The organism is Bradyrhizobium sp. Leo78 (genome assembly GCF_059512425.1).
Genome location: NZ_JCAMOT010000031.1, coordinates 39,109 through 64,542, shown reverse-complemented (window position 1 = coordinate 64,542; position 25,434 = coordinate 39,109). Strand labels below are relative to the sequence as shown.

The 25,434-nt window shown below is 60.5% G+C and carries 30 protein-coding genes; 13 read left to right on the top strand and 17 right to left on the bottom strand.

What is annotated here, in order from left to right; genetic code table 11:
* Positions 1 to 38: 38 nt before the first annotated feature.
* From AC5ZG1_RS30890 to AC5ZG1_RS30865, 6 genes are all read left to right on the top strand, one after another.
* Positions 39 to 626, top strand: a complete 588-nt coding sequence (locus AC5ZG1_RS30890) for a TetR/AcrR family transcriptional regulator (protein ID WP_496135055.1) — start codon at positions 39 to 41, stop codon at positions 624 to 626.
* 164 nt (positions 627 to 790) lie between these two features.
* On the top strand, positions 791 to 1,483 hold the full coding sequence (locus AC5ZG1_RS30885; RefSeq protein WP_496135054.1) for a glutathione S-transferase C-terminal domain-containing protein: 693 nt from the start codon (positions 791 to 793) through the stop codon (positions 1,481 to 1,483).
* Positions 1,416 to 1,865 carry an amidase family protein gene (locus AC5ZG1_RS30880; RefSeq protein WP_496135070.1) on the top strand — a complete coding sequence of 150 codons (450 nt, stop codon included), beginning with the start codon at positions 1,416 to 1,418 and terminating at the stop codon, positions 1,863 to 1,865. The genes AC5ZG1_RS30885 and AC5ZG1_RS30880 overlap by 68 nt, the downstream gene beginning before the upstream one ends.
* Positions 1,866 to 2,285: 420 nt before the next feature.
* Positions 2,286 to 3,083 carry a transglycosylase SLT domain-containing protein gene (locus AC5ZG1_RS30875; RefSeq protein ID WP_496135053.1) on the top strand — a complete coding sequence of 266 codons (798 nt, stop codon included), beginning with the start codon at positions 2,286 to 2,288 and terminating at the stop codon, positions 3,081 to 3,083.
* A gap of 512 nt (positions 3,084 to 3,595) precedes the next feature.
* Positions 3,596 to 5,050: an amidase family protein gene (locus tag AC5ZG1_RS30870; RefSeq protein ID WP_496135052.1), complete on the top strand. Its 1,455-nt coding sequence runs from the start codon at positions 3,596 to 3,598 to the stop codon at positions 5,048 to 5,050.
* A gap of 16 nt (positions 5,051 to 5,066) precedes the next feature.
* Entirely contained in the window at positions 5,067 to 5,651 is a 585-nt protein-coding gene (locus AC5ZG1_RS30865; RefSeq protein WP_028169234.1) for a TetR/AcrR family transcriptional regulator, read from the top strand.
* Between the two features lie 57 nt (positions 5,652 to 5,708).
* Here the strand turns inward: AC5ZG1_RS30865 and AC5ZG1_RS30860 are convergent, their stop codons facing one another.
* From AC5ZG1_RS30860 to AC5ZG1_RS30845, 4 genes are all read right to left on the bottom strand, one after another.
* Complete coding sequence (locus tag AC5ZG1_RS30860) at positions 5,709 to 6,197, bottom strand: GDCCVxC domain-containing (seleno)protein (RefSeq protein WP_496135069.1); 489 nt, start codon at positions 6,195 to 6,197, stop codon at positions 5,709 to 5,711.
* Positions 6,198 to 6,367: 170 nt separating this feature from the next.
* The gene (locus AC5ZG1_RS30855; protein WP_496135051.1) at positions 6,368 to 6,901 is read right to left on the bottom strand and encodes a YkgB family protein; all 534 of its coding nucleotides are present in this window, start codon (positions 6,899 to 6,901) and stop codon (positions 6,368 to 6,370) included.
* 388 nt (positions 6,902 to 7,289) lie between these two features.
* Positions 7,290 to 7,559, bottom strand: coding sequence for a hypothetical protein (locus tag AC5ZG1_RS30850; protein WP_496135050.1), 270 nt, complete (start codon positions 7,557 to 7,559; stop codon positions 7,290 to 7,292).
* Positions 7,560 to 8,127: 568 nt separating this feature from the next.
* On the bottom strand, positions 8,128 to 8,358 hold the full coding sequence (locus tag AC5ZG1_RS30845) for an MGMT family protein (protein ID WP_455999110.1): 231 nt from the start codon (positions 8,356 to 8,358) through the stop codon (positions 8,128 to 8,130).
* 214 nt (positions 8,359 to 8,572) lie between these two features.
* Between AC5ZG1_RS30845 and AC5ZG1_RS30840 the strand changes: the two genes are divergently transcribed.
* Positions 8,573 to 9,241, top strand: a complete 669-nt coding sequence (locus AC5ZG1_RS30840; RefSeq protein WP_496135049.1) for a CBS domain-containing protein — start codon at positions 8,573 to 8,575, stop codon at positions 9,239 to 9,241.
* A 60-nt stretch (positions 9,242 to 9,301) separates the two neighbouring features.
* Here AC5ZG1_RS30840 and AC5ZG1_RS30835 read toward each other — a convergent pair whose 3' ends face one another.
* Positions 9,302 to 9,451, bottom strand: a complete 150-nt coding sequence (locus tag AC5ZG1_RS30835; protein ID WP_496135048.1) for a hypothetical protein — start codon at positions 9,449 to 9,451, stop codon at positions 9,302 to 9,304.
* 456 nt (positions 9,452 to 9,907) lie between these two features.
* Here AC5ZG1_RS30835 and AC5ZG1_RS30830 point away from each other — a divergent pair, with 456 nt between their 5' ends.
* On the top strand, positions 9,908 to 10,108 hold the full coding sequence (locus AC5ZG1_RS30830) for a hypothetical protein (RefSeq protein ID WP_130230387.1): 201 nt from the start codon (positions 9,908 to 9,910) through the stop codon (positions 10,106 to 10,108).
* A 126-nt stretch (positions 10,109 to 10,234) separates the two neighbouring features.
* On the opposite strand, the gene AC5ZG1_RS30825 is transcribed toward AC5ZG1_RS30830, so the two are convergent.
* Positions 10,235 to 10,573, bottom strand: coding sequence for a hypothetical protein (locus AC5ZG1_RS30825; protein WP_496135047.1), 339 nt, complete (start codon positions 10,571 to 10,573; stop codon positions 10,235 to 10,237).
* 362 nt (positions 10,574 to 10,935) lie between these two features.
* On the opposite strand from AC5ZG1_RS30825, the gene AC5ZG1_RS30820 reads away from it, so the two are divergent.
* Complete coding sequence (locus AC5ZG1_RS30820; protein WP_463326900.1) at positions 10,936 to 11,751, top strand: hypothetical protein; 816 nt, start codon at positions 10,936 to 10,938, stop codon at positions 11,749 to 11,751.
* A gap of 27 nt (positions 11,752 to 11,778) precedes the next feature.
* Here the strand turns inward: AC5ZG1_RS30820 and AC5ZG1_RS30815 are convergent, their stop codons facing one another.
* The 5 genes from AC5ZG1_RS30815 to AC5ZG1_RS30795 form a co-directional block, all read right to left on the bottom strand.
* Positions 11,779 to 12,201, bottom strand: coding sequence for a Rap1a/Tai family immunity protein (locus tag AC5ZG1_RS30815; RefSeq protein ID WP_463326899.1), 423 nt, complete (start codon positions 12,199 to 12,201; stop codon positions 11,779 to 11,781).
* A 367-nt stretch (positions 12,202 to 12,568) separates the two neighbouring features.
* Positions 12,569 to 13,267, bottom strand: a complete 699-nt coding sequence (locus AC5ZG1_RS30810; protein ID WP_433994576.1) for a hypothetical protein — start codon at positions 13,265 to 13,267, stop codon at positions 12,569 to 12,571.
* 91 nt (positions 13,268 to 13,358) lie between these two features.
* Positions 13,359 to 13,550 (bottom strand): hypothetical protein, encoded by a 192-nt coding sequence (locus AC5ZG1_RS30805; protein ID WP_027577737.1) that lies wholly within the window; start codon positions 13,548 to 13,550, stop codon positions 13,359 to 13,361.
* 194 nt (positions 13,551 to 13,744) lie between these two features.
* Positions 13,745 to 14,341 carry a protein-S-isoprenylcysteine O-methyltransferase gene (locus AC5ZG1_RS30800; protein ID WP_496135046.1) on the bottom strand — a complete coding sequence of 199 codons (597 nt, stop codon included), beginning with the start codon at positions 14,339 to 14,341 and terminating at the stop codon, positions 13,745 to 13,747.
* Positions 14,342 to 14,346: 5 nt separating this feature from the next.
* Positions 14,347 to 15,579 (bottom strand): hypothetical protein, encoded by a 1,233-nt coding sequence (locus AC5ZG1_RS30795; RefSeq protein WP_130227128.1) that lies wholly within the window; start codon positions 15,577 to 15,579, stop codon positions 14,347 to 14,349.
* A 155-nt stretch (positions 15,580 to 15,734) separates the two neighbouring features.
* Here AC5ZG1_RS30795 and AC5ZG1_RS30790 point away from each other — a divergent pair, with 155 nt between their 5' ends.
* Positions 15,735 to 16,517, top strand: a complete 783-nt coding sequence (locus AC5ZG1_RS30790; protein WP_455998741.1) for an SGNH/GDSL hydrolase family protein — start codon at positions 15,735 to 15,737, stop codon at positions 16,515 to 16,517.
* Positions 16,518 to 16,694: 177 nt separating this feature from the next.
* Complete coding sequence (locus AC5ZG1_RS30785; protein ID WP_130227130.1) at positions 16,695 to 17,012, top strand: hypothetical protein; 318 nt, start codon at positions 16,695 to 16,697, stop codon at positions 17,010 to 17,012.
* A gap of 62 nt (positions 17,013 to 17,074) precedes the next feature.
* On the opposite strand, the gene AC5ZG1_RS30780 is transcribed toward AC5ZG1_RS30785, so the two are convergent.
* On the bottom strand, positions 17,075 to 18,073 hold the full coding sequence (locus AC5ZG1_RS30780) for a helix-turn-helix transcriptional regulator (protein WP_496135045.1): 999 nt from the start codon (positions 18,071 to 18,073) through the stop codon (positions 17,075 to 17,077).
* Positions 18,074 to 18,458: 385 nt separating this feature from the next.
* On the opposite strand from AC5ZG1_RS30780, the gene AC5ZG1_RS30775 reads away from it, so the two are divergent.
* The gene (locus AC5ZG1_RS30775) at positions 18,459 to 19,457 is read left to right on the top strand and encodes an aldo/keto reductase (RefSeq protein WP_130227132.1); all 999 of its coding nucleotides are present in this window, start codon (positions 18,459 to 18,461) and stop codon (positions 19,455 to 19,457) included.
* Positions 19,458 to 19,616: 159 nt separating this feature from the next.
* Here the strand turns inward: AC5ZG1_RS30775 and AC5ZG1_RS30770 are convergent, their stop codons facing one another.
* A complete protein-coding gene (locus AC5ZG1_RS30770; protein WP_130227133.1) occupies positions 19,617 to 19,811 on the bottom strand; it encodes a hypothetical protein in 195 nt (64 codons plus the stop codon).
* 985 nt (positions 19,812 to 20,796) lie between these two features.
* On the opposite strand from AC5ZG1_RS30770, the gene AC5ZG1_RS30765 reads away from it, so the two are divergent.
* On the top strand, positions 20,797 to 20,922 hold the full coding sequence (locus AC5ZG1_RS30765) for a hypothetical protein (RefSeq protein ID WP_283807056.1): 126 nt from the start codon (positions 20,797 to 20,799) through the stop codon (positions 20,920 to 20,922).
* Between the two features lie 208 nt (positions 20,923 to 21,130).
* Here AC5ZG1_RS30765 and AC5ZG1_RS30760 read toward each other — a convergent pair whose 3' ends face one another.
* From AC5ZG1_RS30760 to AC5ZG1_RS30745, 4 genes are all read right to left on the bottom strand, one after another.
* Positions 21,131 to 22,099: a zinc-binding dehydrogenase gene (locus tag AC5ZG1_RS30760; protein WP_496135044.1), complete on the bottom strand. Its 969-nt coding sequence runs from the start codon at positions 22,097 to 22,099 to the stop codon at positions 21,131 to 21,133.
* Between the two features lie 97 nt (positions 22,100 to 22,196).
* Positions 22,197 to 23,192 (bottom strand): NAD(P)H-dependent flavin oxidoreductase, encoded by a 996-nt coding sequence (locus AC5ZG1_RS30755; protein WP_496135043.1) that lies wholly within the window; start codon positions 23,190 to 23,192, stop codon positions 22,197 to 22,199.
* A gap of 348 nt (positions 23,193 to 23,540) precedes the next feature.
* Positions 23,541 to 24,329, bottom strand: a complete 789-nt coding sequence (locus AC5ZG1_RS30750; protein WP_496135042.1) for a fumarylacetoacetate hydrolase family protein — start codon at positions 24,327 to 24,329, stop codon at positions 23,541 to 23,543.
* Positions 24,329 to 25,351, bottom strand: coding sequence for a 2-dehydropantoate 2-reductase (locus AC5ZG1_RS30745; protein WP_463326892.1), 1,023 nt, complete (start codon positions 25,349 to 25,351; stop codon positions 24,329 to 24,331). Before AC5ZG1_RS30745 ends, AC5ZG1_RS30750 begins: the two co-directional genes overlap by 1 nt.
* Between the last annotated feature and the right edge of the window lie 83 nt (positions 25,352 to 25,434).

Sequence of the window (25,434 nt, the reverse complement as noted above, 5' to 3'; positions counted from 1 at the left end):
CTATCTAACGCTTGGTAGGTAGCGTATAGGGGGGTTCGTTGAGCGCAAATTCACGAGAAGCGATCTTGGCGGCGGCCAGGCGGACGGCGCAGGCTCACGGCTACAGCGGCCTGAACTTCCGCGATCTCGCGGCCGATGTGGGTATCAGAGCCCCGAGCATCTACCACCACTTCCCGAGCAAGGCCGATCTCGGCGCGGCGGTAGCGAAGCGTTATTGGGAAGATACGGCCGCCGAACTGGAGGCCATGTCGTCGGAATGCGCCGACCCGCTGCGCTGTCTGCAAGCATATCCCAGCATCTTCCGAAGATCGCTCGAGAGCGGCAACCGTCTGTGCCTTTGCAGCTTCATGTCCGCCGAATACGACGACCTGCCGGTGGAGGTTCAGAAGGAGGTGCAAGCTTTCGGCGACGTCAACGTCGCGTGGCTGAGCAGAACTCTTGTCGCGGCGGGCTTGGTCGGACGTGAGGAAAGCGAAGCCCGAGCCAGCTCGATCTTCGCCGCCGTCGCGGGGGCCCAGCTCATGGCACGCAGCCGCTCGGACATCTCACTGTTCGATGCACTCATCGATGGCTATCGAGCCGCTGGTCTCCTGCCGGGCGGAAAGAAAGCATCTCGTCGGTCGTAGAGCCTCGGCGCCAGTTCTTCATGTCGGCTCTTGGACCCAAAGCAGACGTTGGCGTCCTCGATTTAATTGGTGGCCTAGACTATGCTCGGCGCACTGGGGGTGTCTGCCGGTCTTTTTCGACTGGTCAACTTTGAAAATAGCCTGCTTGAACCTGACAGGCCACCATGCTCACGCTTTATTCCTATCCGCCGCTGTTCTGCGTCGCCGACAACAATGGCTACGGTCTGAAGGTATTCGCCTTCCTCAAGCTCGCTGGCGTGCCGTTCCGGCACGAGCATATTTTCGATGCGTCGAAGGCGCCGCGCGGACAATTGCCATATATCGTAGATGGCAATGACAGCGTCGGTGACAGCGAGACCATCCTTGCGTATGCCACCGAAAAATATGGCGTGACGCTGGACGTCGCGCTGACGCCGGCGCAGCGCGCGACCAATCTCCTCATCACACGCACGCTCGACGATCTCTACTGGGTGATGTCCTATTCCCGCTGGAAGGACGAGCGCTACTGGCCCCAGTTCCGCGATGCGCTCAAGCGAGAGCATCCGAGCCTTACCGATGACGGGTTGATGAAGGCCAGGGAGTTCAACATCCAGCGCTACTATTACCAGGGCATCGGCCGCTTCGAGGCCGACGCCGTGATGGCCCGCGGGCTCGCCGATCTCGCCGCACTCGCGAGCCTGATCCCGCGGCAAGGCTATGTGCATGGCGACAGACCGACGGCCATCGACGCCGGCATCTATGGCTTCGTCGCCAACATCTATTTCTACGAGATCGACACACCGCTGAAGTATTTCGTGGTCTCGCACGACGGTTTGGTACAACATTGCCGCTCCATCCATACGGCAGTCAGTATGTGAGAACGGAAGAAGATTAGCCGCCGATGCCGCACGGCCCGCAGCCGCTGCAGCCGCAATTCGTAACGGCGACATCACGTCGGAGACCTACACCACGGCGCTTCTGCAGCGTGCCCGAGCGCTTGCCGAACTCAATGCCTTCATCGCCATCGACGAGGCTGCCGTGCTCGCGGCCGCAAGGGACGTGGACAAGGCGCGTGCGGTTGGGGCGGCGCCGCCGCTGCTAGGCGTGCCGCTCGGGGTGAGGGGCAGCTATTTGGCGAAAGGGCTGCCCACGAGCCTGGGTCTCGACGGTCTCGCTCACTTCGTACCGCGGGAAGGCGCGGACATGGCGTCTGTCCTGTCCCTCGGCGGGAGGTGCATCAAGACCCCAACTCCAATTTAGGCGATCTTGGCGAAGCGGCCGAGACAGGCCGCACCTGCGCCACAGGTGCGCCCTATTGTCTTCCCTTTGTCCCCTTAATCTGCGCACCAAGTCGGGGATCTGCAGTCGGAATTGTATGGGGGAACCGCGGCAGCGCGGCTGGCGACATTGAAGATTTGGCAAGCAAGCTGTGTTGCCGGCGCGCTGATCGCGACTTCGCTTGCCGCGATTTGTCAAATCGCGGCATCGCCCCCGAGCGTCGCAACGCCGAATGCGAGAGTTGCTGATGCATTCAGCGCCATGCCGCTTAATGTGACGAGGGTCCTGACAAACGCCCTGGCAGCATTGCCGGCCCCGGTCCTCGAGGCGAAATTCGATACAAGGTCATCGGCTAATGCGATCGTTGCGGAGGGATTCAGCGCCGCGGCGCCGGACGCGGCGATGCCGTCCGATGTGACCAGTTCGCTGCGGCAACGACGGATGTTGCACGCCAGTGCCAGCCTCGAGGCTGTGCCGCCCGAGAACGAGGCGACGCTACGACAGGGCGGTCCGCCTGCTTCGCCCAATCCGGACGAAGGCAAACAGTCGTATCTGAAGTATTATGTCTACTCGGAAATTCCGCCGCCGGAGAAACCCGCCAAGATCGCCTCGTCGGCGTTGAGCGGCGTCCCGCTCGGAACGCCCGTCCAGGAGATCGAACGCGCGGCCAAGGCGTTCGATGTCGATGCCAATTTCATGAAGGCGGTCGCCAAAATCGAATCCGATTTCGATCCCAGGCAACGCACTGGCTCCTATATCGGTCTGTTCCAGCTGAGCAAGGCTGAGTTCGGCAAATACGGATCGGGCGACATCCTCAATCCTCGCGACAACGCGATGGCTGCCGCCTACAAGTTCGTCACCGAGGCTGTTCTATTCGAAGTAATAACTCACAAGCAGCCGACGTTTTCCGATCTCTACCTGATCCACCAGCAGGGCGGGGAAGGAGCCGCCGAACACGTCAGCCATCCGCAGCGGATTGCCTGGAAATCGATGTGCGCAACCCAGGAGGGCTCGGCGAAGGGCGAGCGATGGTGCAAGCGCGCCATCTGGGGCAACACGCTGCCAGCGGTCAAACGCGAATGGAAGTCGGTCGATCGCCTCACCTCGGGCGCGTTCGTGGCGATGTGGCGGGACCGCGTCGACACCCTCTATGCCCGCTATCCGGCGCCGACGCTAGCGACGGCCGAACGCTTGAGATGACAGTTTGCGACCGCCCACACGTCGTTTCGTCGGGAAGGTGTGTCGGCACTCTTGGGAGTCCGGTCCCGAAGCAAAAGTCATGTGCTCAGCCTGCCGACCGTGACCATGGCGCCGGTGTGAAGTAGGCCAGCAGTCCCGCCGCCCGGAATGCTTGAGCAAATAGATGGCGTGGCTCCCGCAATCTGAGGAGCCCTGCGATCACTATGACGACGATGAGCCAGGTCTGTGGTTCGTCGAAACGAGTGATTGCCCCGGCTCAATCAATCCGCATCTTCCATGCTGAATGAGTGCGTAAGAGCGTGCTCGGCGGCCGTACACCCGCATGCTTGCCCTGGCCACCGTTTGGCCGCTGCTGCCGGCGTCTCACCTTTATGTGTCTGGCGACGCCACATCTCCGCGAAGATTCCTATTGAATTACGATCGTAATTTTATATGATGATTGTAATTACATCGAGCTAAACCGCCGTTCGTGGCAGTGAGATGCCGCGTCTCAGCTCTCTTGCGAGGATTTCATGGACGACGCAACCGCCACTTCACGCCGCGCCGCATCGCGAGACACCGCGGACTTGGCCTCCCTTGGGCTCGCAGCCGCTGCAGCCGCAGTTCGTAACGGCGACATCACGTCGGAGACCTACACCACGGCGCTTCTGCAGCGCGCCGGAGCGCTTGCCGAGCTCAATGCCTTCATCACTATCGACGAGGCCGCCGTGCTCGTGGCCGCGCGGGACGCGGACACGGCGCGTGCGGCCGGGTCGGTGGCGCCGCTCCTGGGCGTGCCGCTCGGGGTGAAGGACAGCTATTTGACGAAAGGGCTGCCTACGAGCCTTGGTCTCGGCGGTCTCGCTCACTTCGTGCCGCGGGAAGATGCGGACGCTGTCCGCGCCATCAAGGGGGCGGGCGCTCTGGTCTTCGGCAAGAACAACCTCGTCGAGATGTCCTACGGCTTGACCGGTCACAATGCCCGCTATGGCCAGGTGAAGAACCCGTTCGCCCGCGATCGCGTGTCGGGCGGCTCGTCGAGCGGATCCGCCGCATCCGTGGCCGCCGGCATCGTTCCCGCATCCTTAGGGGGTGATACCGTCGGGTCGATCCGGGTGCCCGCATCGCTCTGTGGCGTAGTGGGATTCAAGCCTACGACCGGGCGATGGCCCCGCAATGGCGTTGCGCCGATCTCCCATACCCTCGACACGACGGGCGTGTTCGCCCGCAGCGTTGAGGATTGCGCTCTTATGGATCAGGTGGTGACCGGTGAAATGGCCGCGGAGCCATCCGGGCGCGGATACGACGCGAAGGGGACCCGGCTGGCCTACGCACCGCGACAAGTTCTCGATCTGGTCGACCCGGAAATCGAAGGGCGCTTCCGCGAGGTGGTGCGTCGGCTGCGGGACGCCGGCGCCGAGGTCGTTGAGGTCGACCTTGGCGATGACTTCGGCGCCCTTACGCAGACAGCGACATGGAGCATCTTCTTCCATGAGACGATGGGCGCGATTTCTGAGTTCCTTCGCCGCCACGATATCCCGACCACGTTCGAGGAGATCATCGAGGGACTCAAGCCCGAGCTTCGTGACACGTGGAGACATGTGGTCTTGCCGGAAGGTGCAGGCGCTATCTCCGCAGAGGCCTATCAGACCGCACTGGCTGTGAGCCGCCCGGAAATCCAACGCCGGCTCGACGAGGTGTTCGTCGCCCGAGGGGTGCAGGCCATACTGCAACCGACGACGCCCTGCACGGCGCCTTTGATCGAACAGCAGACGAACTTCCAAATCGCGGGGCGGCAGGTTAGTCACCTTACCCTGGCGAACCACACCGTGTTGGCGAGTAGCGTGGGCCTGCCGGGTATTAGCCTTCCGGCTGGCCTATCGCGCGGCGGCCTCCCCATCGGCCTTGAGCTGGACGCCCCCTTGGGGAGTGACGGGACGCTCTTGGACCTTGCACGCCGGATCGAAGGCGTCTTGTCGGCAGGCTAGGGAACGAGAAGGAACAATGCGTTTCGAGAAGGGTCATAAGGCGGCGACGCGACGGCACATCGTCGATGTGGCGTCGAAATGCTTTCGCCGAGACGGCGTCTCCGCCGCCGGGATCGGCGGGGTCATGGGCGAAGCCGGCCTGACCAAAGGGGCATTCTCTCCGCACTTCGACTCCAAGGAGGCGCTCGTTCGCGAGGCGCTGGCGAGCGCGCTCGCCGACCAGCAACATCGCCTCGATGAAGATCAGCGAAGGGGCCTCGATCTCGAAGGCGCGATCCGGAGCTACCTGAACCGCGCCCACCTTGAAAACCTGGCCGCGGGGTGCCCTTCGGCGGCGTTGCTCCCGGAAATCGCCCGCCAGCCCTTGCCCACCCGGCGGGCCTACGAGGAGGCGCTGCGAAGCTACGTTTCGACGCTGGCTGCACTGCTTCCAGATGCCGGCTCCGCAAAGAGCGTCCGCCGTGCGACGGCCATCTTCGGCCTCATGGTGGGCACCCTCCAGTTCGCGCGGGCCGTGCCCGACGCTGCCCAGGCGGAGCAGATCCTAGAAGGGGGCGTCGAGGCTGCGCTGCAGCTGGCGCGAACGCCGTCTCCCCCATAGTCGCGAGTTCGTAGCGCATGAAACGTGGCCCCAGCTCGTGAGCTTGAATCACAACCGTCAGGTCAAACACGATGCTCGGGCCGGCAACCGTTTTGGAGCAAAGCGGACATCAAGTGGTAGGCAGAGCCCGCGGAATGGGTCGAAAATGACCCACAACGGACCTCGTGCGGTGAACAGCGTTCCGCTATCAACACTGAGAGAGCTTCCCCCAGCGCGTTCTGTGGCCCACCATATCAGCCCGCTGCCACCGAGGATGATCACGCCCAAACAAACCCATCCAAGTATGCCGATGGTGACGACCTCCGCACCAAGCACCATCACGGGTACGGTCATGGCGAGGTAGTAAGGTCCGATGTATCGGCAGTGTGTACGAGTACAGCTTCGCGCATTCAGCATGCGCGCTGTGCCCATCCAGATGAGGGCGATGATCCAGATCACGGACTTGGGCTTTAGCTTTGTGCCGTAGCCGGTGCATTCATAGAAAAACTGACAGGCATCCGTCGGCATAATCTCGACTTTCGCGACGGCGCAGTACGGACAAGTGATAGTCGATTGAAAAGCATCGGATCAGCTCTTGGATGTGGACGGATAACTAGCCTTCGTGGTGGCCGAGGTTAGTTGGTTCACGTCGGCGTTAGCGTCGTCATAAATGACCGTTGCCGTCTTGTCCTTGTAGGACACCGCAACCAGCGCCCCGGGTAGACTCTTTGATCTTTTCAATTGTCTGCCAGTCGGAGCGCACCAGCCTTCATTTCGGAAGATTGCAACGCGCGACCCGGGGTGACGATCCGTTTAACGTCTTCCTTCAGGAGGTAGACTGAGACAGCGAGCAGCACGAGATCCTTCAAAAGGAAGGCCGAACTATTCGTCATCGCTGGAAAGCCTCCGGCGCCAGCATCCCACGCGTCCGGAACGAACGGAAATGCCGTGAAGGTAGCGATGAAGGTGAAGGTCGAACCGAGGGCGCCGAGCATGCCCGCTTTGTTGTTCCAGAAACCCAGAAGCAGCAACGTGCCAAACGTCCATTCTGAGGTGCCGAGAAGAATGCCGGTGCCGCGAATGCCCAACACCGGAATCGTCCAGGAGATAAGCGGGCCGTGGGTAATTATGGGCAGCAGTCCTCTGATCTCCGATTCGAACCATTTGTCGTACCCGAACCATGCGAAGATGATCACCATTGCGGCGCGGAGCAGGTGATAATCGACCTTCAGGAGGCCCGTGCGGCCGAGAAGCTGAGCGATAGCGTTCATTTGGATTTTTCCTCAACGAGAAGGCCAAGCAATCCTCGGGATCGCACTCCGGAGCCAAGATCGCATCTGGCTGATGACGACGAATGTCACCATAAGCGCGCGACTGAGATTGATGAGGCTTTACAGGCTCAATTATAAGCTCCATCGTCTCGGCCGGAGGACTCGGTGACCTGAGCGGCGGTGCCTGACCCAATCACCATCAAGTCATATGTTTTCATTGCGATTTCCTGTCGCCCAGAGGTGGAAAAGTAGACCCTGTAGTAACTAAAGGAGCGATGCCTGCAATTGCTCTTGCTTGCTCCCAACGCCTGCCGCTTTGGCTTTATCCAGCGTTTGCGAGAGGTTCTTCACCTGATAGCCGCTCACCTCCTACCCAACGGGCGTATCCTCAACGTTTGGGTGCGGGATGCCGATTTCGGACTTTTTCACCGTTTGCCAGGAGCTGCTCATACAATCGGTCAATCTCGCGCGCCTGATCGGCCGTGACATCCTCCTGATGCAAGCCTCTCAGTTCATGCTCGGTTGGCTGGTAGTTGTGCCCATTGCGGATCGGCCATGATCCCTTGCGGCCTGACGAGGCGTCCTCTGCAGATCCAATGTTTGCCAGCAACAACGACGCCAGAGCCAATGTGACTCCATATACAAACTTGCTTGACATGATCCGCTCTCAAGCAGTTATCGAGCTCAAACGTAAAACCCACCTCATCAGGGAAAGGGAAATCAATACCGAACGTCAACCGACTTGCTCGGCAGTTTGATATCCGAAAAGTCTGATCGAGACGCTAGCCCGTCGTTTTCAGTAGCATGCGACGACTTCAACGCCTTGGCTTTCGAAAAACAACGATCTTTGTTCTCTAAGCACGTCAAACAAGTACGTGGCGAGCCTCGCTCAATCGAAGTCACTCGATCATCTAGCGCGGCCGAAGGCGTGCCAAGGCGGCGCGACACGTTCACGTTCGGCACAATCAAGGCCCGTTCGGGCGCCACCCATTTCTGGCCAGGCCCGAGGTTGCCAATCTACGAAACGGATAGGGCGCGCCAGTCAGACACTTCAGATTTTGGCCCGTCGGAGACATGCGGACCGCTGTGATGAATGTCCGCATTCGAGGTCAAAGCGGAAAAGATGGGCTCACTCTGAGTTCTTCTCAGTTTGACCCAAAGCAGCGGTAAAGCGCGCTACGTCACGTTCTTCCGCGATCCAGCGGTGAAGCTCCCTGTCAAGCGGATCATTGTTGGGCCGGCCGACGGCGCGGACGAACGTAGCCGCGCATTGAGCCGTCGCTTGCAATAACGCGATGACACGGGATCGATGGGTCGTAATTCGTGCGCATGATGGCACCAACCGCGCGTGCAGCTTTCGGATTGCCGGCTTTAGCAGCGACAGCTTTGTACGTCATGGTCGTCCCCTTTGGGATCTTACGTACGATGTCGCGGACCTTATCTGAAAACGTTTTCATACGCCGAGTGTAGCACGTTTCTCAGAAGGTTTTCGCCTGTTTACTTTCGATTGGAACGAGCGCCTCATTGAGGTCCGCATACTGGGGCGGAGTGGGCTAGGTTTGCTCACTCTGAGTTCTTTGTATCTTGAACCCCGACCGGACATGCTTCCTGCGGGGCTGCAATAAGTCGGCGCGCGTGGTAGATTTTTTGCCCCGAACAAGGGAGCCGGACATGCAGGCGCGGGACGTGATGGTTCGTGGCGTTATCTCGGTTGGCCCCGATATCCCCGTTCAAATCGCGGCCAATGCGATGGTCAGTAACTGCGTCAGCGCGCTCCCGGTCATCGATATCCGCGCGAAGCTGGTCGGCATCGTTTCGGAAGGCGATCTGATCCGGCGCGTCGAGATCGGCACCGAACGGCGCCGTTCCGGAGGGAGCGAAACACGCATGTCCAGCGACGCGCTGGCGAAGGAGTTCGTCAAGTCGCACGCCAAACGGGTCAGCGATGTGATGACGCGTGAGGTGATCACGGCGCAGCCGGAAACACCGTTGCGGGAAATCGCGAACTTGATGGAGAAGCACAGCATCAAGCGGGTGCCGATCGTTCAGGACGAACTCGTGGTCGGTATCGTCAGCCGTGCGAACTTGTTGCAAGTCTTGGCACGCGCCAACCACGATACGGATTGGGTTGAAAGCGACCGCGTGCTACATCAACGCCTCGTCGACAGCATCAAGGATCAGCCGTGGGCGGGCAGACCCTTCAACATCATTGTCAGTGACCGCTGCGCCGATCTCTGGGGATTTGTCTACAGCGTGGATGAGAAGACCGCCGTTCGCGTTGCGGCCGAGGCAACGCCAGGAATCGAATCGGTATCGGATCATTTGAGCATCGCGCCCTGAGGCAGATGCTGGCCCGACTCGTGACGAGTGCGCGCCCGTCTCTGGTAACGACGAAGCCGCTTAGGTCGGATCGCGCTGAAAATAGACCCGGCTTTCGACCGGCATGAAGGTGACCATAGAGCCGTGCTGCGCCGCGAACGTCTCGATTTTTCTTCTGCCGTCCCGGTCCGTTTCTCCGAACGCGTATTGTGCGTCCTTGTTCGAGAACAAGATGCTCGCCTCGGCAGACGTGATCCAGCCCCGCTTGCCCGGTGAGAATTTCGACAAGGAGCGAGCAAGCGCGCCCTCGCTTGTTCCGTCGAGCCTCGTGGCATCGGGCGGAGCGGGAACGGCCCCAAATATCAGTCGGATAAAGCTTCTTATTCCCATCTCGGCTCTGCTTCTCCAACATCCAGGGCGCGCTGCTGCACGGGTGCGCTTTTCACGGGAGATGGCTGGCTCAGAAACAGGACGCCTACGCAGAATGGTGATGCAAGCCTATTGGTTCCCGTTTGATTTATCTCAAGCAACAAATGACGGCGCGCCGTCGGGCGGCGTGGCCCGCCGGTGCGTTAAATTCGCTCCACTCCTATATTCACTGTGAACTGCGCGTGCCGCTGTACGGCCTCCGCTGCGCCCTCGACGATTTTCGCCGGTTGGGCAAGGCGAAAGACAAGAGCGAGGATCATGAAATCCCTGTTCAAATGGCTGTTCTTCGCGTGTGGCTGGATCGGCTTGCTTCTGAACCTGGTGTTCGTCGCCGTGTCCTTCACGCGCGACGTGCCGATCGAGACCTCGGCGACCGAGGCCGCGCTTGAACTACTCTGGGTCGGCGGCGTCACGTTCTTCGGACTCGGCGCTCTGATCCTTAACGGTGAGCACGAATAGGGCGCACCGGCACGAGATGCCTAACAAACGACAAGCGCGCCGGGGAAAGCTTGATTGCGGCCCGGTCATAGTCGCGGGTCCAGTGGCAGGGGTGTCACTGGCCGTACCGTAGTATGACCTGGCGCCTCAGCGCCAGGTTGCCGGTTCGCAGGGAGGATTGTTCCAGGCACCTCCGGCAAACTGGCCAACGTCTGGAGCCCGGATGCAGTGAACGACGCGGGAGGGGGCGATGACTGCGCCGTTTCTGTCATACCACGCCGCCCTGCCGCCTGAGCGCCAGGTTGCCGGTTCGCAGGGAGGATTATTCCAGGCACCACCGGCAAACTGGCCAACGTCTGGAGCCCGGACGCAGTGAACGATGCGGGAAGAAGCGACGACTGCGCCGTTTCTGTCGTACCATGCCGCCATGGCCGGATTAGCGAACATGGCCACGACGATCAGTGCTGCCGAAAAGAGCTTACTCATTGCGTCCTCCTTTGATTTGGCTCGGGCCTCGGACGAATAAGTGTCTGGAAATTTAGAGCACCGACCTGGCCCGAGCGATGCTGCACCAACAACCCGAGTGAACCTAAACGTTAGCGCTGCTCTCCAGCGGCGGACTATGCATTTTCGGCAGTTGGACGGATCGGCGTCCCATTTTTCTGGCCCAAAGCTGTTCGCCGGCCGTAAACATAGTTCCGCCTCGTCGGCGGTGTTAAAACGCAGGGACAGTTTGGGGGTGAATTTTCTGCGAAAAGCATCTGTCTCTCGTTGAATGTTAGCTCGCTTTAGCGCAGTGCGCGGATCGCTCTCAGGCGGGTGACGTTGCGTTTGATACGGAGCACCAAATGGATTCCACGCTGGACGGCAAACTCGCGGAAGGGCAGGTCGCGAACCTGCAGGAGCAGATTTCGAACCTGTTGGCGCGCGAAGCGGGAGTCAATCGTTCGGACCCGCCGACCAGCATTGGTCCTTCGCCCTCGCCGACCAGCATGAAGCCGCCTCGCGCCCCCCTGGCAAGGATTCATCGAGCGGCGGATTGGCGCCATGTGGTTTTCGTCGGTTCTCTGTTGGCAGCATCCTTTGGTGTCGCTACCTGGTGGCGGTCGTCCTCCGTTCATACGGAGACGATGGCCTCCTCAGACCCAGCACCTCTGACACAGACCGCACCGAAAGACGCTGCGCCGACCAATGTCGCGCCGACTCCGGTCGTCCCGTCGTCCGACTTGGCGCAGCAGCTCCAACCGATAGCGCGCGATCTCGCTGCCTTGAGGCAAGCGCTCGAACAGCTCGAGGCGGCGCAAGGGCAATTGGTCCGCGACAACGAAAATGTCGCGAGCCAACTCAAGGCGATCCAGGCAGAAATGGCACGCAACAACAATATCATCGATCAGATCAAGGCGGCCCAGATACAGATGGCGGGCGAAAGCGCGACGGTCACCGAGCGGCTCAACGCAAGCCAGGAACAATTGGCCCGCGTCATCGCCAACACTTCAGAGCCAAAGATCAGCCCCGAAGAGCCGAAGGTGACGCCCGAAATACCAGTGCCGCGTCCACGGCCATCGACCAATGTCGCCCAGACGCACAAGCCGACGGCCACCCCGGCGCGGCCGCAAGCCAAAAATCCGCAACCGTCATCGGTATGGCCATGGTCAGTGCGCTAGGACGTCAGCGAGCCAAAAGGGCGCTTTCTATTGTTTGGGTTTTTTCGGCGCGCGCTTTTTTGGTCCAGCCTTGGGGGACGAATCGGCGTCGTCCCCCTGGCAGGGCCAAGTATCTCTGAATGCTTCGATAGCGACGGTGATCCCCGGTTCCTTCGCTCGATCCGGATTGTTATCAAGATATCGCAGAAGGACCTTGGCGCCCTGCAATATGCTGCCTTGCGCGGGCGGACATGCACGTATGTCAGCCGGCAGATTCGGTGAAAACAGCACTGCAGTCTCGATCATTCCCTCACATGCGCCGGCGGACCGAGCGTCGTCCTGATTGCGAAACGAGTTCTGAACAAGCAGCTCGCAAGATCTCTGCGCGTCGGTTCCTTTATCGACAACCGTGGCGCTTGCCCCTCCGATGACCGAAAGGACCAGGCCGGCAACAATGATATAGACCCGCATTAACGTCCCCGAACCGGCGCAATAGCTTACGCGCACTTGATTTGCCGTAGTGGAGCCGCCGTTCGAGGCGGCTCGAACGGCTTAGCTCAAAACAAGGGTCTGATCCATCGCCTCCAAATACGGGCGACGCTAACTAGAGTGTGATGATTTTTCTTCGAATCATCATCCCGCTCTGTCTTTTGCTTGAGCATGATCTCCGCGCAAACGCTTCGCGTTTGTCGCGAGGTGTACCGATGGGCGCGTCCAATCAAACGAGGCGCACACGAGTGTCGCGTTTCCTCCAAGGAAACCACTCGCTTGAACTCGTTGAAGAGCGCGCAGCTATCCAAACGGTCAGGAAAGCTGGATGAACTCAATACGGAGGAGTTTAGCTCCGATCGGATTCAAGCTGCACCGTTTTCCGTCCACCGTTCAGCTCTCTGAGCTCGTTTACGTATTCCTCAGGCTTTAACAGATGAAACGGAGCCTTCAGGCCCATAAAGGTCGCTATGCGGCCGATAAAAAAAGTGCAGTTGGTGGTTGCCGCATTCCATAGCGGCGAGGTCTCCTGGAGATGCTTGATGTAAGCAAAGACCTTCTTGGCGTCAGCCTCGTTCAAATAGACACGATAGCTCGCCGTCAAATATTGCTCGTCAAGATCGCCATAGCTCGCCCCTGTTTCAGAGGGAACAAATACGAGGTGTCCCAACATGTAGGGCAGCGTGTCGCCAGCCGGAGCCAAACCCGCGACCTCGACCTCCTTTTCGCTCGTCTTTCCGTACCAGACGAAGGCATGACCGTAGGATGCTGCCGTGCGGGCACGAAAATCGACGTAGTAGGGGCCTCTGGCCGTAGCTCTTTGGATCGGCTTAGCGTCTGACCTGGCAGGCGGGGCACTGGGCGTAACCGCAGCCATGCTCTCAGCATGCTTGGCCGCCGGTTTAGGGGAAGCGTCCCGTTGTTGCTGGTCGGAGCGCGCCGCGAGCTGTTGCGCACTCCCGCTCCCGGCCCCCAAGCTCACGGAGGCCGCGAGCACCGCGACCCCTGCAAGACGTTGAAGACCTGGATATTTCCGAGTCATTCCCAGCATCTTCGAATCCTCGCGAATCAAAGATCGGATGCCACAGCTAGTCGATTTACCTCAAACGTGCGCCGTCGGCGCACGACCAGGTACTAGATCAACCTTTGGTCACGACCGGGGCCGCGACCGGATATTTGCCTACCGGGCTCTTGCCGACGGGATATTTGCCCAAGGGATATTTGCCGACCGGCGCAGCTACCGGCTGAGGCTGAGGCCGCGGGAGGTCAGCAGCGGCTGCTGTTCCCACGAAAGCTAGAGAGGCGACACCGAGGATCACGAACTTCAACATCTTAGTCTCCCACTGAATCAGGATACCGTGAAATTCACCCGTCAACAGATAGCCCGACGCTCGCCATGGCAGCAACAATTAGACTGGGCAATTAGCGGTCGCAGCAGCCGTTTGTTGTCAGATGTTGCGGAAATGGCACGGAATTTGAGGCGTCTGGAACCCGGTCGCTTGTGGTTCCCCAGATCCGATACCTGTCAGGACCTGCTTCTGAGTACTGGCGGGAACACCCGACCCGTCCGCGCCATATACGCGCGATAGCTGTCGCCAAAGGTCTCCAACATCATTCGTTCTTCTCGGGCGACGCGGCCAAAGTACAAGATCCCGAAGCCGGCCAGGCCCGCAAAGCCGGCAATCCAATTAGGCAGCAGCAGCGCCTGGGCGATAGCCCACAGCCAAAATGCCGAATACATCGGGTGTCGAACTCTCCGATAAATCCCTTCCGTCACCAGTTTATGCTTCTCCCGCACATCGAGACTGATCGACCAGTTCCGTCCCAGCGCACGATGCGTCAGGTGAAACATACCCAAAGCCGCAATCGCAAAGAAAAGCCCGAGCCAGGCGAACAAGGGATGAAAGCTGTAGGCGGCAAAACGAGGTATCGCTGTCGCTACGTAGAGGAGCGGCACAAGTCCAAGTCCTGTAAGAGATATGAGCAGCAGCGCAGTTTCCACCGGGCCGCGGGCGCTCCATACAATCTTTTCGCGGCGAGAGCGCCGCGCGTACTTGTGGCGTATGAGGTACCAGCCGATCGCCAAGGCGACGAAAATGGCTTTAGAGATGGTGGGCGTCATTTGAATCAGGCTGCCGCGCCCGGACTGCCCAGCAGTTCGCTTTCCGGCAGCGGCGCGCTCGCAATAAGTCCTCCGTCGCCAGCGATCATGGACAGGGCGCCATCCGGGGCGAGCGTCTGGGATTTAGCTGAAACAGGCCCGCATGTCAGCATAAAGTAATCGTACGATGTTCGCCTGTCATTTCCACTGACGAACTGGTTGTGCAAACGGAAGAAATGGAAGCGGATGCGTCGATACATGTCGTGGTTAAGCATTCGACTGAGTTTCACGATCCTGACGGTCGTTTCGTTTTCCGTCGACAAACCCATTTCGGCCATCGGCCGGCTTTTATAGAAGTTCAGGGGATCGATGAGGGCCTGATAATCGCCCCAGAAGATCGCGCGCGACTTGGCGACGCGTTCCATCGCCGTGCGAAAGCGTATTGCCTTCGGGTGCAGGCCGACCTTGAGTATGGAGGATCCAACGCTCAAGAACGTGACCGGTGTTTTGTTCCCACCGAGCGCCGGCTCCAGCTTCAAAGCGCGATCAAGCAGACCGACCGCAAGCACGGCGCCAAGGCTGTGCCCCAAGACCAAAATTTCGTCTGCGGCAACGTTGCTCGCCGCAGCCACGAGCTCGCCGGCCAACCTGTCCAGTCTTTGCTCGATTTCTAGATTGCCGTATCGAATGTACTCGCGAGAAAAAATCCAATCATCGAACAGGTCGCCCAGGTGCAGCCAGCGCCACGGACCCGCCAAGGCGGCAGCGAACCCGAAAAGACCGCCACCAGCAGCAATGGCAATCGATCCGGTGATTTTGAATGCAAACGCGCCAATCAAGAAGGCGGCCGCGACGAGCAGTCCGAACATGACGAATGGATAGAGAAAGAAACCTGCGTATCGCCAGTTGGTCAGCGAGTAACGCCAAAGAGTGCCGGAAAAAACGAAATCCAGAAACGTGAGAATGCCGACGGAAATGCGTGAGCCAATGCTTCGACGCCCGAAGGCCTCGATGACGTCGTCCCACCGGACCAGACGGTAATCGGTTTCGACCAGCCAATCGGGGCCGGTTGTCGTCACATTCCATCCAATCTGATCGGCGGTATCGCGCAAACCGTCGACGGTCGCTTTCACTGACCAGGTACGTTGGAACCTGGCAATTTCGCGCACAAAGCGTCGTTGCGCGCTGAGATGCGACGTGATTGGATCATAGCCGCCAATATGAAATACCAGCCGCTTCGCTACAGGCTTTCCGATCATCGTCTCGCCTGCGACTATCCGCGGTTTCGACTATCCGCGGATTCATCGTGTTGCTCGCTGTCCACGCGTCAATTGACCTGTAATTGCACCGCATAGCGAAGCGTCTGATACCAAGGGTTGTCAAGAGAGAATCGACCAATTATTGGGGGAAGATGTTGACCTGTTTTGCCCTCCGTACCGGAACCGCGCGAACAATAGCGTCGATCGTCGCGGCCTTGCTTATCGGATTGTCCGGCAGTGCGCCCTCTCAGGCACAGGACGAGTTATCATCTGCGGAGAGATGCCTTTCGGCAAATTTCAACGTCTCGCTGGGTGCACAATTGCCCCGCACGGCGGCGCGTTTGAAATCGGGTGAGCCGCTGAAGATTGTGGCGATTGGATCATCGTCAACAGTGGGACTCTGGGTGCTTAGGTCCGCCGCCACATATCCGGAGGTGATGCGTCGAGAGCTCTCGAGACTTAGATCCAACGCCACGATCGAGGTTATCAACAGCGGTCGAGTCGGCGATACGATTCCAAACAACATCGCACGCTTCCAGCGGGACGTTTTCGCGTACACGCCCGATCTCGTTATCTGGCAGTTAGGTACTAATGACGTCGCCTGGGGGGGCCGGCCGGGCGAAGGGCTCAAGAGAAGCGTTCTTGAAGGGGTTAGGGCACTTAAGGCAGGGTCCTCGGACGTCGTGTTGATGGACATGCAATATGCGCCACAGGTGCTCGCTTCCGCCAGCTACTCAACGATGGAGGGCATCATCGTCGATGTCGCAAAACAGGAAAAGGTCGGGCTATTCTCTCGTTTTGCGCTAATGCGAAACTCGATCACTGCCGGGGTTGCGCAGAGCGAACTCGTGACGTTTGATGGATTGCACAACACCGCCGACGGTTACGACTGCATTGGACGAGCCCTTGCCCGAGCCATCTCGACGAGCGCGCGTTGACAGGCCTGGCTCGGCCGAATCGAACGCTGTGCCTCCGCATGGCCTGGGCGCTGGCGGGGACCGCGGCTCCAGATGCCCGAGAACGCCAAAAAGACCAAATTCTCCTCGACGATCACCGCGACGGCCGCTCACAGTGGATGACAGCAATTCGCGCTGACGCTGTCAGGAGGTGCGCCCATGCACCATTATCTCGGCGAACTTATTGACGTATTACTAGTGCTTGTCGCTGCGTGGATGGTGCTGGCCGTCACCTTTGTTATCTACGCATATTTCGCACGTCTTAAGTACCCGGTGAGCGAATCGGTCTTTGGACGTGTGGTCGTCATTTCCTTCTTCATCATAACCACGTCGATTTGGCTCCCTATTATTGTGGGCGCGCTAGCCCTATCGCTGGTCGGTCATTTGTGGTCTCGCTTCAAGACAAGGCCACATGTCGACAGCGCCAACCGACACCGATCCTGCAGCACAGATGGTGCTGATCGGCTGGGGTCATGACGCCCCGTTTAAAATGCACCGTCACCGCAATTGGAATCGGCCAGAAGGCGATGCCGACAGGCTTACACGTCAAGCCCGCGTTCTCGGCGGCCTCGCCGGCGCACTGTGAGGGGGCGCCGGATCACTTCTGCTCCCGCATGGGTCGATGCTGCCCGCACTCCTGATGGCGTCTCGCCGAAGTTCCGGCGGAACATGCGATTGAAGTGAGAAACGTCACCAAAGCCGACTGCAAACGCGATATCGATGATGGCCAAATGCAGATGGTGCGGGTCAGTCAACATCGCGAAGGCACGCTCAAGGCGGCATCCTGCAAGATGCTCGGTGAACGACTTTCCGGTCCCCTCGAGCAATTTTTGCACGTATCGCCGCGACATGCCGAGCGCCCCGGCGACATTGTCCAGATCGAAATTGGGATCGCTGAAGCGTTGCGCGATCTCAGCCAGGATCGCCTGCAGCCTGGCTTCCTTCACACCACGGTCCGTCACGATGTTTGCAGCTTCGGCGGTCGGCCCGAGCGTCGCGGCCACGAGATCGAGCAGATGTATGCCGATGGTGGAGGCGAGCTCGGATGACGGAGATTCTTTGAGGTATGCGAGCGAGCGCAGGTAGCGGTCGAGGAGTCTAAGCGCAGGTCCGGCAGGCACCGGCCGACCCGATAGATCTTCCGGCTGCGCAACCAGAGACCTAAGAGCGGCAGCCTGCACGACCACGAATCTGACTCTGGCGCCACGCGGCCCAAATACGCGCAGCGGCCTTCCCCGGTCAATCAAGCAAGCGGAGCCGCCATCATAGACATGCTCCTGGCCTGCATTTGCGAATTGGACCGGTCCGGTCTCGACGATGTTCAGTCCGAATTGGTCACGGCTATCCTTGAGGTGGTGTTTGTGACGGACAAACTCCACCGGCGTTGCGGCTACGCCACAAAGGCCGACCGCGCCGAGCGGCAAGTAGGTGACGTCGATACGCGGGCGCCCGCCGCTGTGATCTATCACGTCCAAGGCGAGGTTCTGCCGTGCAAACTCCTCACGGAACGTGGAGAGCCGCGCGCGCTCCGGCAGCATCTCGGTCGACCATCGCAAAAGGTGAGATGAGGTTGGCATCTCGGCCTCTCGTTTCGAGGCCCCCTCAAGAAATCATATCGGACCGCGCTCGCTGCATGTGTGAAATGGATTACAAAGGGGAGGTAGGCTGCGCGACATGACCGAGCGCGACGCGCTGCTCGCTGTACGGGATGAGCTGGTGCGCGCCCCGCGCAGATTGCGGCGGCCAACGAGACCGCAGCTTTCTTCACTTGCGAGAACAACCAGCCTTTAATGGCGCTACGTGCTGGCCGCAGTCAGAGAGCCTGCAATCGAAAAGTGAGGGCCAATCACCACGCGGCAAATGTTGCGGTAGAGTAGCCGGCGTTCGACATTGCATAATCTTCAACCGGCCGGAGGAACAGCGATGCAATTGCGGGTCTTTGGGCGCACGGGAATGCAGCTTTCGGTGCTGGGCTTCGGCTGCGGCGCGGTGGGCGGGTTCATGGTGCGCGGCGATCCCGTCGACCAGGAGCGCACCGTCGCGCGGGCGATCGCCGCCGGCGTCAACTACTTCGACACAGCCGTGCAGTACGGCGATGGTGAATCGGAAAAGAACCTTGGCCGCGTCCTGCAAAGGCTGAAACCGGCCAATGTGGCCGTCGGCACCAAGGTCCGGTTGCCGCCCGGCGAGTTTGGCCGGATTGCGGACGCCGTCAGGATATCGCTCGAAGGCAGCCTGGCGCGACTGCGTCTTGACCGGGTCGACGTCTTTCATCTGCACAATGCGATTACCGGGAACGGGGGCGGATCGGCGCTGAGCGTCCGGCAGGTGCTCGACGACGTGGTGCCGGCGTTCGAGCGGCTGCGCCAGCAGGGGAAGATCCGTTTCCTCGGGATGACGGCCGTCGGCGACACGGCGGCGCTGCAGCAAGTGATCGATGCCGGCGTCTTCGACAGCGCTCAAATCGTCTACAACATGCTCAATCCATCTGCCGCCGACGATTTGCCGCCGAGCTATCCGGCGCAGGACTACGGACGATTGTTCGATCACACCAAGGCCGCCGGCGTTGGCGTCGTGGGCATCCGCGTACTGGCCGGCGGCGCGCTGTCGGGCTCAGCCGAGCGTCATCCGATTGCGGGTCCCGCGCCCGAGCCGATCGGTTCGGCGATGAGCTACGATGCCGATATCGATCGCGCACGCCGTCTCATCGCGCTGGTCACGGAGGGGTTCGCGGCGAGCCTGACCGAAGCCGCCACGCGATTTGCAATATCCCATCCGACGATGGGCACGATCCTGGTCGGCATGGCGACGCCGCGGCAGTTCGAGGACGCACTCGCAGCGGTCGAGAAAGGGCCACTGCCGCAAGCTGCGCTCGACAGGCTGACAGCACTGCAGCAGGCATTTTCCGGCGAACCACGATGATCGTTGCCGGGCCACACTCCTTGCCTACCGTCCGAAGTCCGATTATCAGGGCAGTAGGTCGAGGCAAGTGCGCTCGGCGCCACCGCTATTTAATTACAGGACCGACAGGATTTCCTGTCATTTTCAAGGTCCAATCGAATTTCTTGAGCGAGTGCGATGTCAGTTGCCGTGCAGCATATCGTCGACGTCTCCGTGCGGCTGAACAACCGTGAGGGACTCGAGGACGTCCTGTTCTCGAACGCTGACAATGGACCAGAGATTGCGGCAGCGGCCGCTTAACGACTGATAGCCAGGATTCAATTCGACGCTATGGAAGAATGCGATCTTCTCATTGCGCTGCTCCGCATAAGCCATGACTTGGCAACTCGTCACGGGCAGGTCGTTCGTCTCAGGGCAGAACTGGACCGACTGTCTCGGCCGGAAGCGATTTCCCGCTGTCCGAGAGCGGACGAACGCGACCTCGCGACCGCAACCGATTTCCTCGCAACATTTCGCCCGAGCGTAGATGCGGCAACGAAGCGGCGCATCAAGTGATATCGGCTAGAGCATTTTCGGTTCTGATTGAATCAGAACCGAAGCTCTAGATTCTTGTTTTGACGCGTTTTCTTCACGCGAACCGGTGTCCACCCTCGGAGCAAGTCCGAGGGCATGCTTCGCTCGAAAACGCTCTAGCTCCGGCGCAAAATCGGAGATTTACGCCTGGGCGTCGCCCCAACCGTTGGGCTGAGGGGGTCGAGGACTCAGCCGCTAATCAATCAGAGACCGTGTTGCTTTGCAACATCGCGACTGCGTCGCTTATTTAATATTGCTATTATTATCGCGAATGTTAATATTTAATTAAATAGGGGCGGCGAGGAGATTAAATATCATGCTTTGGATGTCTTGGACGAAATTCGCACGTTTGTTGTCTCTCAAAAGCGTTCTTGGCGGACTGGCTGTGGTAGGGATCGCGACCACCGGTTACGTCCTCAACGGAGATGGCAGTCCTGGCAATTGGACCGATGGTGGCGTCCATGGCGCTCCTGGTAGCGTCCATGGCGCTCCTGGACCTGTCGCTGGCGCTGGACTTCCTCTTGCTCTTGTTGCAGTCGGGTATGGCGTCTATCGTCTCGTAAGGCGTCGTCACAAATCGCACTGACAACTCCCTCACCTGAGGGCAAACGGCCGCGCACATGGCGTGGCCATCCCACGCCGTTTGAGAAAAGCCGATGCTGTGCCTTTCGCGACAGGCGTGGCCCTTCAGTCTGCGGGATTCTAAGTGGACCGCCCGTGCGCGCCTTGAAGGCCTCGGAATTCACGTTAGACATGGCGCGGGGGGTCCTGAAAGGGAGCCCACTCAATGACGCCACGTTTTGTTTTCTTCGCCTTTTCCATAGCATTCGCTTTGGCAGCGATTTTTGCGGCGATTACGACTGCCAAGCAGATCCATAGCTATCAGGCCACCATAGCGGGACGGGCAATCTGAGCCGCATGGTAGGGACTCGACTGATACTGACTCCGCAATCACGTGGAGTGCTACCTGCCATCGTAGCCCCGGTCGAGCTGCACGGCGCGGTGGCGGAGTTGCCGGAGATTCGTGGCCGGTAGGGTGGGCAAAGCGCAGCGTGCCCACCTCTCTTGCACCGAACGTGGATGGTGGGCACGCTGCGCCTTGCCCACCCCACGATCGACGCTTACAGCGTCACCACGATCTTGCCGAGGTGCTTGTTGGCTTCCATGTGCTCGAACGCCTTGCCGATTTCGTCGAACTTGTAGACGCGGTCGATCGGCAGTTGCAGCTTGCGGGATTCCACGGCGCCCCAGATGTCCTTGCGGACCTCGTCGAAGATCTCGCGGATCTCCTCGATGGTGCGGGTGCGGAAGGTGACGCCGATATAGTGGATGCGGCGCGCCGCGTGCAGGTCGAAGTTGAAATCGGCATGGGTGCCGCCGAGCCGGCCGACATTGACGATGCGGCCTTTGATCTTGGTCGCGGCGAGGTTCTGGTTGGCGACATTTCCGGAGACCTGGTCGACGATGAGGTCGACGCCTTCGCCGCCGGTTGCCTTCAGCACCTGCTCGACCCAGGTGGGATCGCTGGAATCGATCGCGAGATCGGCGCCGAAATCCTTCAGCCGGCCGCGCCGCATCGCGTCGGTCGAGGAGCCGATCACGAGCTTCGCGCCCTTGAGCTTGGCGATCTGCATCGCCATCAACCCGACGCCGGAACTGGCACCCTGGATCAGCACAGTCTGTCCCGCCTGGAGCGCGCCATTGGTGACGACGGCGTTGTGCATGGTCGCGAGTGCGACGGGGAGAGTGGCGGCGTCCTCGAAATTCATGTTCGAGGGCGCGCGGAACAGCCGGCCGTGATCGGCAAGCGTGTATTCAGCAAAGGCGGCGCTGCCGGAACCCATGATCTTGTCCCCGACCTTGACGCCCTTGGCGTCAGGTCCGAGCTCGGCAACCTCGCCGGCCCACTCCATGCCGAGCACGGTGCCGACGCCGCCCGCGCTGCCATGGGCATGGCCCTTGGTCATACCGAGATCGGCGCGGTTGAGGCCACAGGCGTGAACCTTGACCAGCACCTGCGTACCCTTCGGCGTTGGCTTGGCGACGTCGGTGATCTCAGCGCCATTGGCGCCATAGACATAGGCTTTCATCGGCTCTTCTCTTTGGTTGGGCAGCAAGACCGCTCTATATTCTTGTTTTGACGCGTTTTCTTCACGCGAACCGGTCTCCACTTCGCTCGAAAATGCTCTATTCGGCGGCCTGGCGCTGCGCCGGCGAAATCATGCTCTCGAGACGGCCGCGGATGATCGCCTCCGCATCGCGTACGATGCGCGATACCAGTTCGGCGCAGCTCGGGATGTCGTGGATCAGGCCCTGCACCTGGCCGGCCGACCAGATGCCTTCGTCGGCATCGCCGCTAGCGTAGACCATCTTGCCGCGGGCGCCGGCGACGAGTTCGCGCACGTCCTCGAATTTCGCGCCTTCCTTCTCCATCGCGACCACCTTGGTCGAGATCGCGTTCCTGGCGACGCGGGAGGTGTTGCGCATGGTGCGGAAGATCAGCTCGGTCTCGCGCTCGTCATTGGCGACGATGCGCTCCTTGACGAGCTGATGGATCGGGCTCTCCTTGGTGCACATGAAGCGTGTGCCCATGTTGATGCCGTCGGCGCCGAGCGCCAGCGCAGCCGCCAAGCCGCGGCCGTCGCCGAAGCCGCCGGAGGCGATCATCGGGATCTTCACCTTGTCGGCCGCGCAGGGGATCAGGATCAGGCCGGGGGTGTCGTCCTCGCCGGGATGACCTGCGCATTCGAAGCCGTCGATCGAGATCGCGTCCACGCCCATGCGCTCCGCCGACAGCGCGTGGCGGACGCTGGTGCATTTGTGCACGACCTTGACGCCGTGCTTCCTGAACTCGTCGACATGTTCCTGCGGCTTGTTGCCCGCGGTCTCGACGATCTTGATGCCGCTCTCGATGATGACCTGGCGGTATTCCGCGTAAGGCGGCGGCTTGATCGCAGGCAGGATGGTCAGGTTCACGCCAAACGGCTTGTCGGTCATCTCGCGGCAGCGCGCGATTTCCTTGCGGAGATCATCCGGTGTCGGCTGGGTCAGCGCCGTGATCATGCCGAGCGCGCCGGCATTGGCGACGGCAGCGACGAGTTCCGCGCGTCCGACCCATTGCATGCCGCCCTGCACGATCGGGTGCTCGACGCCGAAAAGCTCGGTGAAGCGTGTCTTGATCATTACTGCCCTCTGTTTCCCCGGCGCGAACGGCCGCGCGCTGTTTATCGAGAATTTCGGACAGCAGGATGCCGTCGCCCCCTGCAAAAGTCCACGGGGGCGGGTGATGGTCAGGGCAACGCCATCATGCAAAAGCGCCGCGTTGTTTCCGCAAGGCGGAACTAGAGCTTCGGTTCTGATTGAATCAGAACCGAAGCTCTAGATTCTTGTTTTGACGCGTTTTCTTCACGCGAACCGGTATCCACCCTCGGATCAAGTCCGAGGGCATGCTTCGCTCGAAAACGCTCTAGCCGGATCGACCCAAACTCCTCGAATGAAGGGGTTCACGCCATTGGCTTCAGGTGACGTCGGCTACTGCCTGAATTCGTTCGTGAGCTCGCCGATGCCGTCGATTGCCACCGTTACGGTGTTGACCGGCTCCTTCATGACGCCGACGCCGACCGATGTGCCGCAGGCGATGAGATCGCCGGGCAAGAGCGTCATGTCGTGCGAGATCTTGCTGACGAGCTCCTGCGCGCTGAAGATCATGTCTGATATCGGGTAGTTCTGGCGCTCGGCGCCGTTGAGGATGGTGCGCACGACGAGGCTTGCCGGATCGATCCCTGCGGTGATGACGGGGCCAAACGGGCCGTAGCCGTCAAAGCCCTTGGCGCGGGCCCATTGCGCAAACGTTTTGTCGCGGTTGAGGATGTCGTTGGCGGTGACGTCGTTGACGCAGGTGTAGCCGAAGATGAAGTCGTCGGCCTCATCAGGAGAGACGTTGGTGCAGGGCTTTCCGATCACGATGCCGAGCTCGCCCTCATAGGTAGTCTTGCCGTCATAGGAAAGGGGGCGCTCGATCACGGCACCCGGTGCGGTGACGCTGGTGGTTGCTTTCAGCAGATAGAGCGGCTCGGCCGGCTCAGGTTGCTGCAGCTTGGCGGCGAGCGCGTGGAAATTATTCCAGAGCGCGACGATCTTGCTTGGCTCGGAGGGGGCGAGCAGCTCGACGTCCTCCAGCGCGAGTATTCGTCCGTTCGGCTTGGAGGTGCCGAACATCTCGCCGTCATGCACAGCGATGCCGGATGGCGTCAGCACGCCGAAGCCGGTCTCGCCCTGGCGGCGGAAGCGAAGCCAATAGGTCACGTTACGCTGCAACATCACGTGGCCGCCGCAACTTTTGCTTCCGGCGACGGAAGCACCCTTCCGTCGTAGAGCCCGGCGATCCGGGCGCGCTGGGCAGCGAGCGCCAGCATCGCATCCAGCGACGGCGTCGGGATCCCGGTCAGGCGTCCCATTTCCTGAACCACGGTGACCAGCGGATCGATCTCCATCGGGCGGCTGCGCTCGAGGTCCTGCAGCATCGAGGTCTTGTGGGCGCCGACCTTGCGCGCGCCCTCGATACGACGTTCGACGTCGACGCGGAACTTGACGCCGAAGGTTTCGGCGATCGCCTGCGTCTCCAGCATGATCGCTTTCGACAGCGCGCGCGTCGGCGGATCGGAGCAGATCACGTCCAGGGTCGCATGGGTGAGGGCGCTGATCGGGTTGAAGCAGACATTGCCCCACAGCTTGAGCCAGATTTCGTCGCGGATGCGCTCGAGCACGGGCGCCTGCATGCCCGCCTTGGTGAAGACATCAGACAGACGCTGCACGTCCTCGGTGATTTCGCCGGAGGGCTCGCCGAGCGGAAAGCGGTCGCCATAGACGTGGCGGATGACACCGGGCGCCTCGATCTCGGTGGCGGGATAGACGATGCAGCCGATCGCGCGCTCGGGGCCAAGCTCGCGCCACTGCCGGCCGCCGGGATCGATGCTCTCCAGCGTCGAGCCCTGATGATCGCCGCCGTGCTTGTGGAAGTACCAATAGGGGATGCCGTTGACTGCGGTGACGACGCGCGTGTGCGGCCCGAGCAGCGGCTGCATCCGTTCGAGCACGCCGGTGATCGAATGCGCCTTCAGGCAGATGATGACGAAATCCTGCGTGCCGAGTTCGGCCGGATCGTCGGTGCAGCGGGGATGCACGATGCGCTCTTCATCGCCGATCAGGAGCTTCAGCCCGTTCGCCTTCATGGCCGCGAGATGGGCGCCGCGTGCGACCAGGCTCACTTCCACGCCCGCGCGCGCAAGCTGCACGCCGAGATAGCCGCCGATCGCGCCGGCGCCGTAAATGCAAATCTTCATGGGATGTTTCGCAAAAGAGGCGGGGTTGATGTTTCAGCGCTGGTCGTGCGCCGGTGCCGAGGACGTCTCAGACCGGCGCGCTG

Excerpts from the sequence above, each read along its gene's own strand:
- AC5ZG1_RS30865 (WP_028169234.1), top strand. The coding sequence starts at position 5,067 with ATGCGTTTCGAGAAGGGTCATAAGGCGGCGACGCGACGGCACATCGTC.
- AC5ZG1_RS30855 (WP_496135051.1), bottom strand. The coding sequence starts at position 6,901 with ATGAACGCTATCGCTCAGCTTCTCGGCCGCACGGGCCTCCTGAAGGTC.
- AC5ZG1_RS30800 (WP_496135046.1), bottom strand. The coding sequence starts at position 14,341 with ATGACGCCCACCATCTCTAAAGCCATTTTCGTCGCCTTGGCGATCGGC.
- AC5ZG1_RS30825 (WP_496135047.1), bottom strand. The coding sequence starts at position 10,573 with ATGAGTAAGCTCTTTTCGGCAGCACTGATCGTCGTGGCCATGTTCGCT.
- AC5ZG1_RS30875 (WP_496135053.1), top strand. The coding sequence starts at position 2,286 with ATGCCGTCCGATGTGACCAGTTCGCTGCGGCAACGACGGATGTTGCAC.
- AC5ZG1_RS30805 (WP_027577737.1), bottom strand. The coding sequence starts at position 13,550 with ATGTTGAAGTTCGTGATCCTCGGTGTCGCCTCTCTAGCTTTCGTGGGA.
- AC5ZG1_RS30745 (WP_463326892.1), bottom strand. The coding sequence starts at position 25,351 with ATGAAGATTTGCATTTACGGCGCCGGCGCGATCGGCGGCTATCTCGGC.
- AC5ZG1_RS30760 (WP_496135044.1), bottom strand. The coding sequence starts at position 22,099 with ATGAAAGCCTATGTCTATGGCGCCAATGGCGCTGAGATCACCGACGTC.
- AC5ZG1_RS30780 (WP_496135045.1), bottom strand. The coding sequence starts at position 18,073 with ATGCTGCCGGAGCGCGCGCGGCTCTCCACGTTCCGTGAGGAGTTTGCA.
- AC5ZG1_RS30820 (WP_463326900.1), top strand. The coding sequence starts at position 10,936 with ATGGATTCCACGCTGGACGGCAAACTCGCGGAAGGGCAGGTCGCGAAC.
- AC5ZG1_RS30755 (WP_496135043.1), bottom strand. The coding sequence starts at position 23,192 with ATGATCAAGACACGCTTCACCGAGCTTTTCGGCGTCGAGCACCCGATC.
- AC5ZG1_RS30785 (WP_130227130.1), top strand. The coding sequence starts at position 16,695 with ATGCACCATTATCTCGGCGAACTTATTGACGTATTACTAGTGCTTGTC.
- AC5ZG1_RS30845 (WP_455999110.1), bottom strand. The coding sequence starts at position 8,358 with ATGAAAACGTTTTCAGATAAGGTCCGCGACATCGTACGTAAGATCCCA.
- AC5ZG1_RS30815 (WP_463326899.1), bottom strand. The coding sequence starts at position 12,201 with ATGCGGGTCTATATCATTGTTGCCGGCCTGGTCCTTTCGGTCATCGGA.
- AC5ZG1_RS30765 (WP_283807056.1), top strand. The coding sequence starts at position 20,797 with ATGACGCCACGTTTTGTTTTCTTCGCCTTTTCCATAGCATTCGCTTTG.
- AC5ZG1_RS30750 (WP_496135042.1), bottom strand. The coding sequence starts at position 24,329 with ATGTTGCAGCGTAACGTGACCTATTGGCTTCGCTTCCGCCGCCAGGGC.
- AC5ZG1_RS30870 (WP_496135052.1), top strand. The coding sequence starts at position 3,596 with ATGGACGACGCAACCGCCACTTCACGCCGCGCCGCATCGCGAGACACC.
- AC5ZG1_RS30830 (WP_130230387.1), top strand. The coding sequence starts at position 9,908 with ATGAAATCCCTGTTCAAATGGCTGTTCTTCGCGTGTGGCTGGATCGGC.
- AC5ZG1_RS30770 (WP_130227133.1), bottom strand. The coding sequence starts at position 19,811 with ATGGCTTATGCGGAGCAGCGCAATGAGAAGATCGCATTCTTCCATAGC.
- AC5ZG1_RS30840 (WP_496135049.1), top strand. The coding sequence starts at position 8,573 with ATGCAGGCGCGGGACGTGATGGTTCGTGGCGTTATCTCGGTTGGCCCC.
- AC5ZG1_RS30850 (WP_496135050.1), bottom strand. The coding sequence starts at position 7,559 with ATGTCAAGCAAGTTTGTATATGGAGTCACATTGGCTCTGGCGTCGTTG.
- AC5ZG1_RS30795 (WP_130227128.1), bottom strand. The coding sequence starts at position 15,579 with ATGATCGGAAAGCCTGTAGCGAAGCGGCTGGTATTTCATATTGGCGGC.
- AC5ZG1_RS30885 (WP_496135054.1), top strand. The coding sequence starts at position 791 with ATGCTCACGCTTTATTCCTATCCGCCGCTGTTCTGCGTCGCCGACAAC.
- AC5ZG1_RS30775 (WP_130227132.1), top strand. The coding sequence starts at position 18,459 with ATGCAATTGCGGGTCTTTGGGCGCACGGGAATGCAGCTTTCGGTGCTG.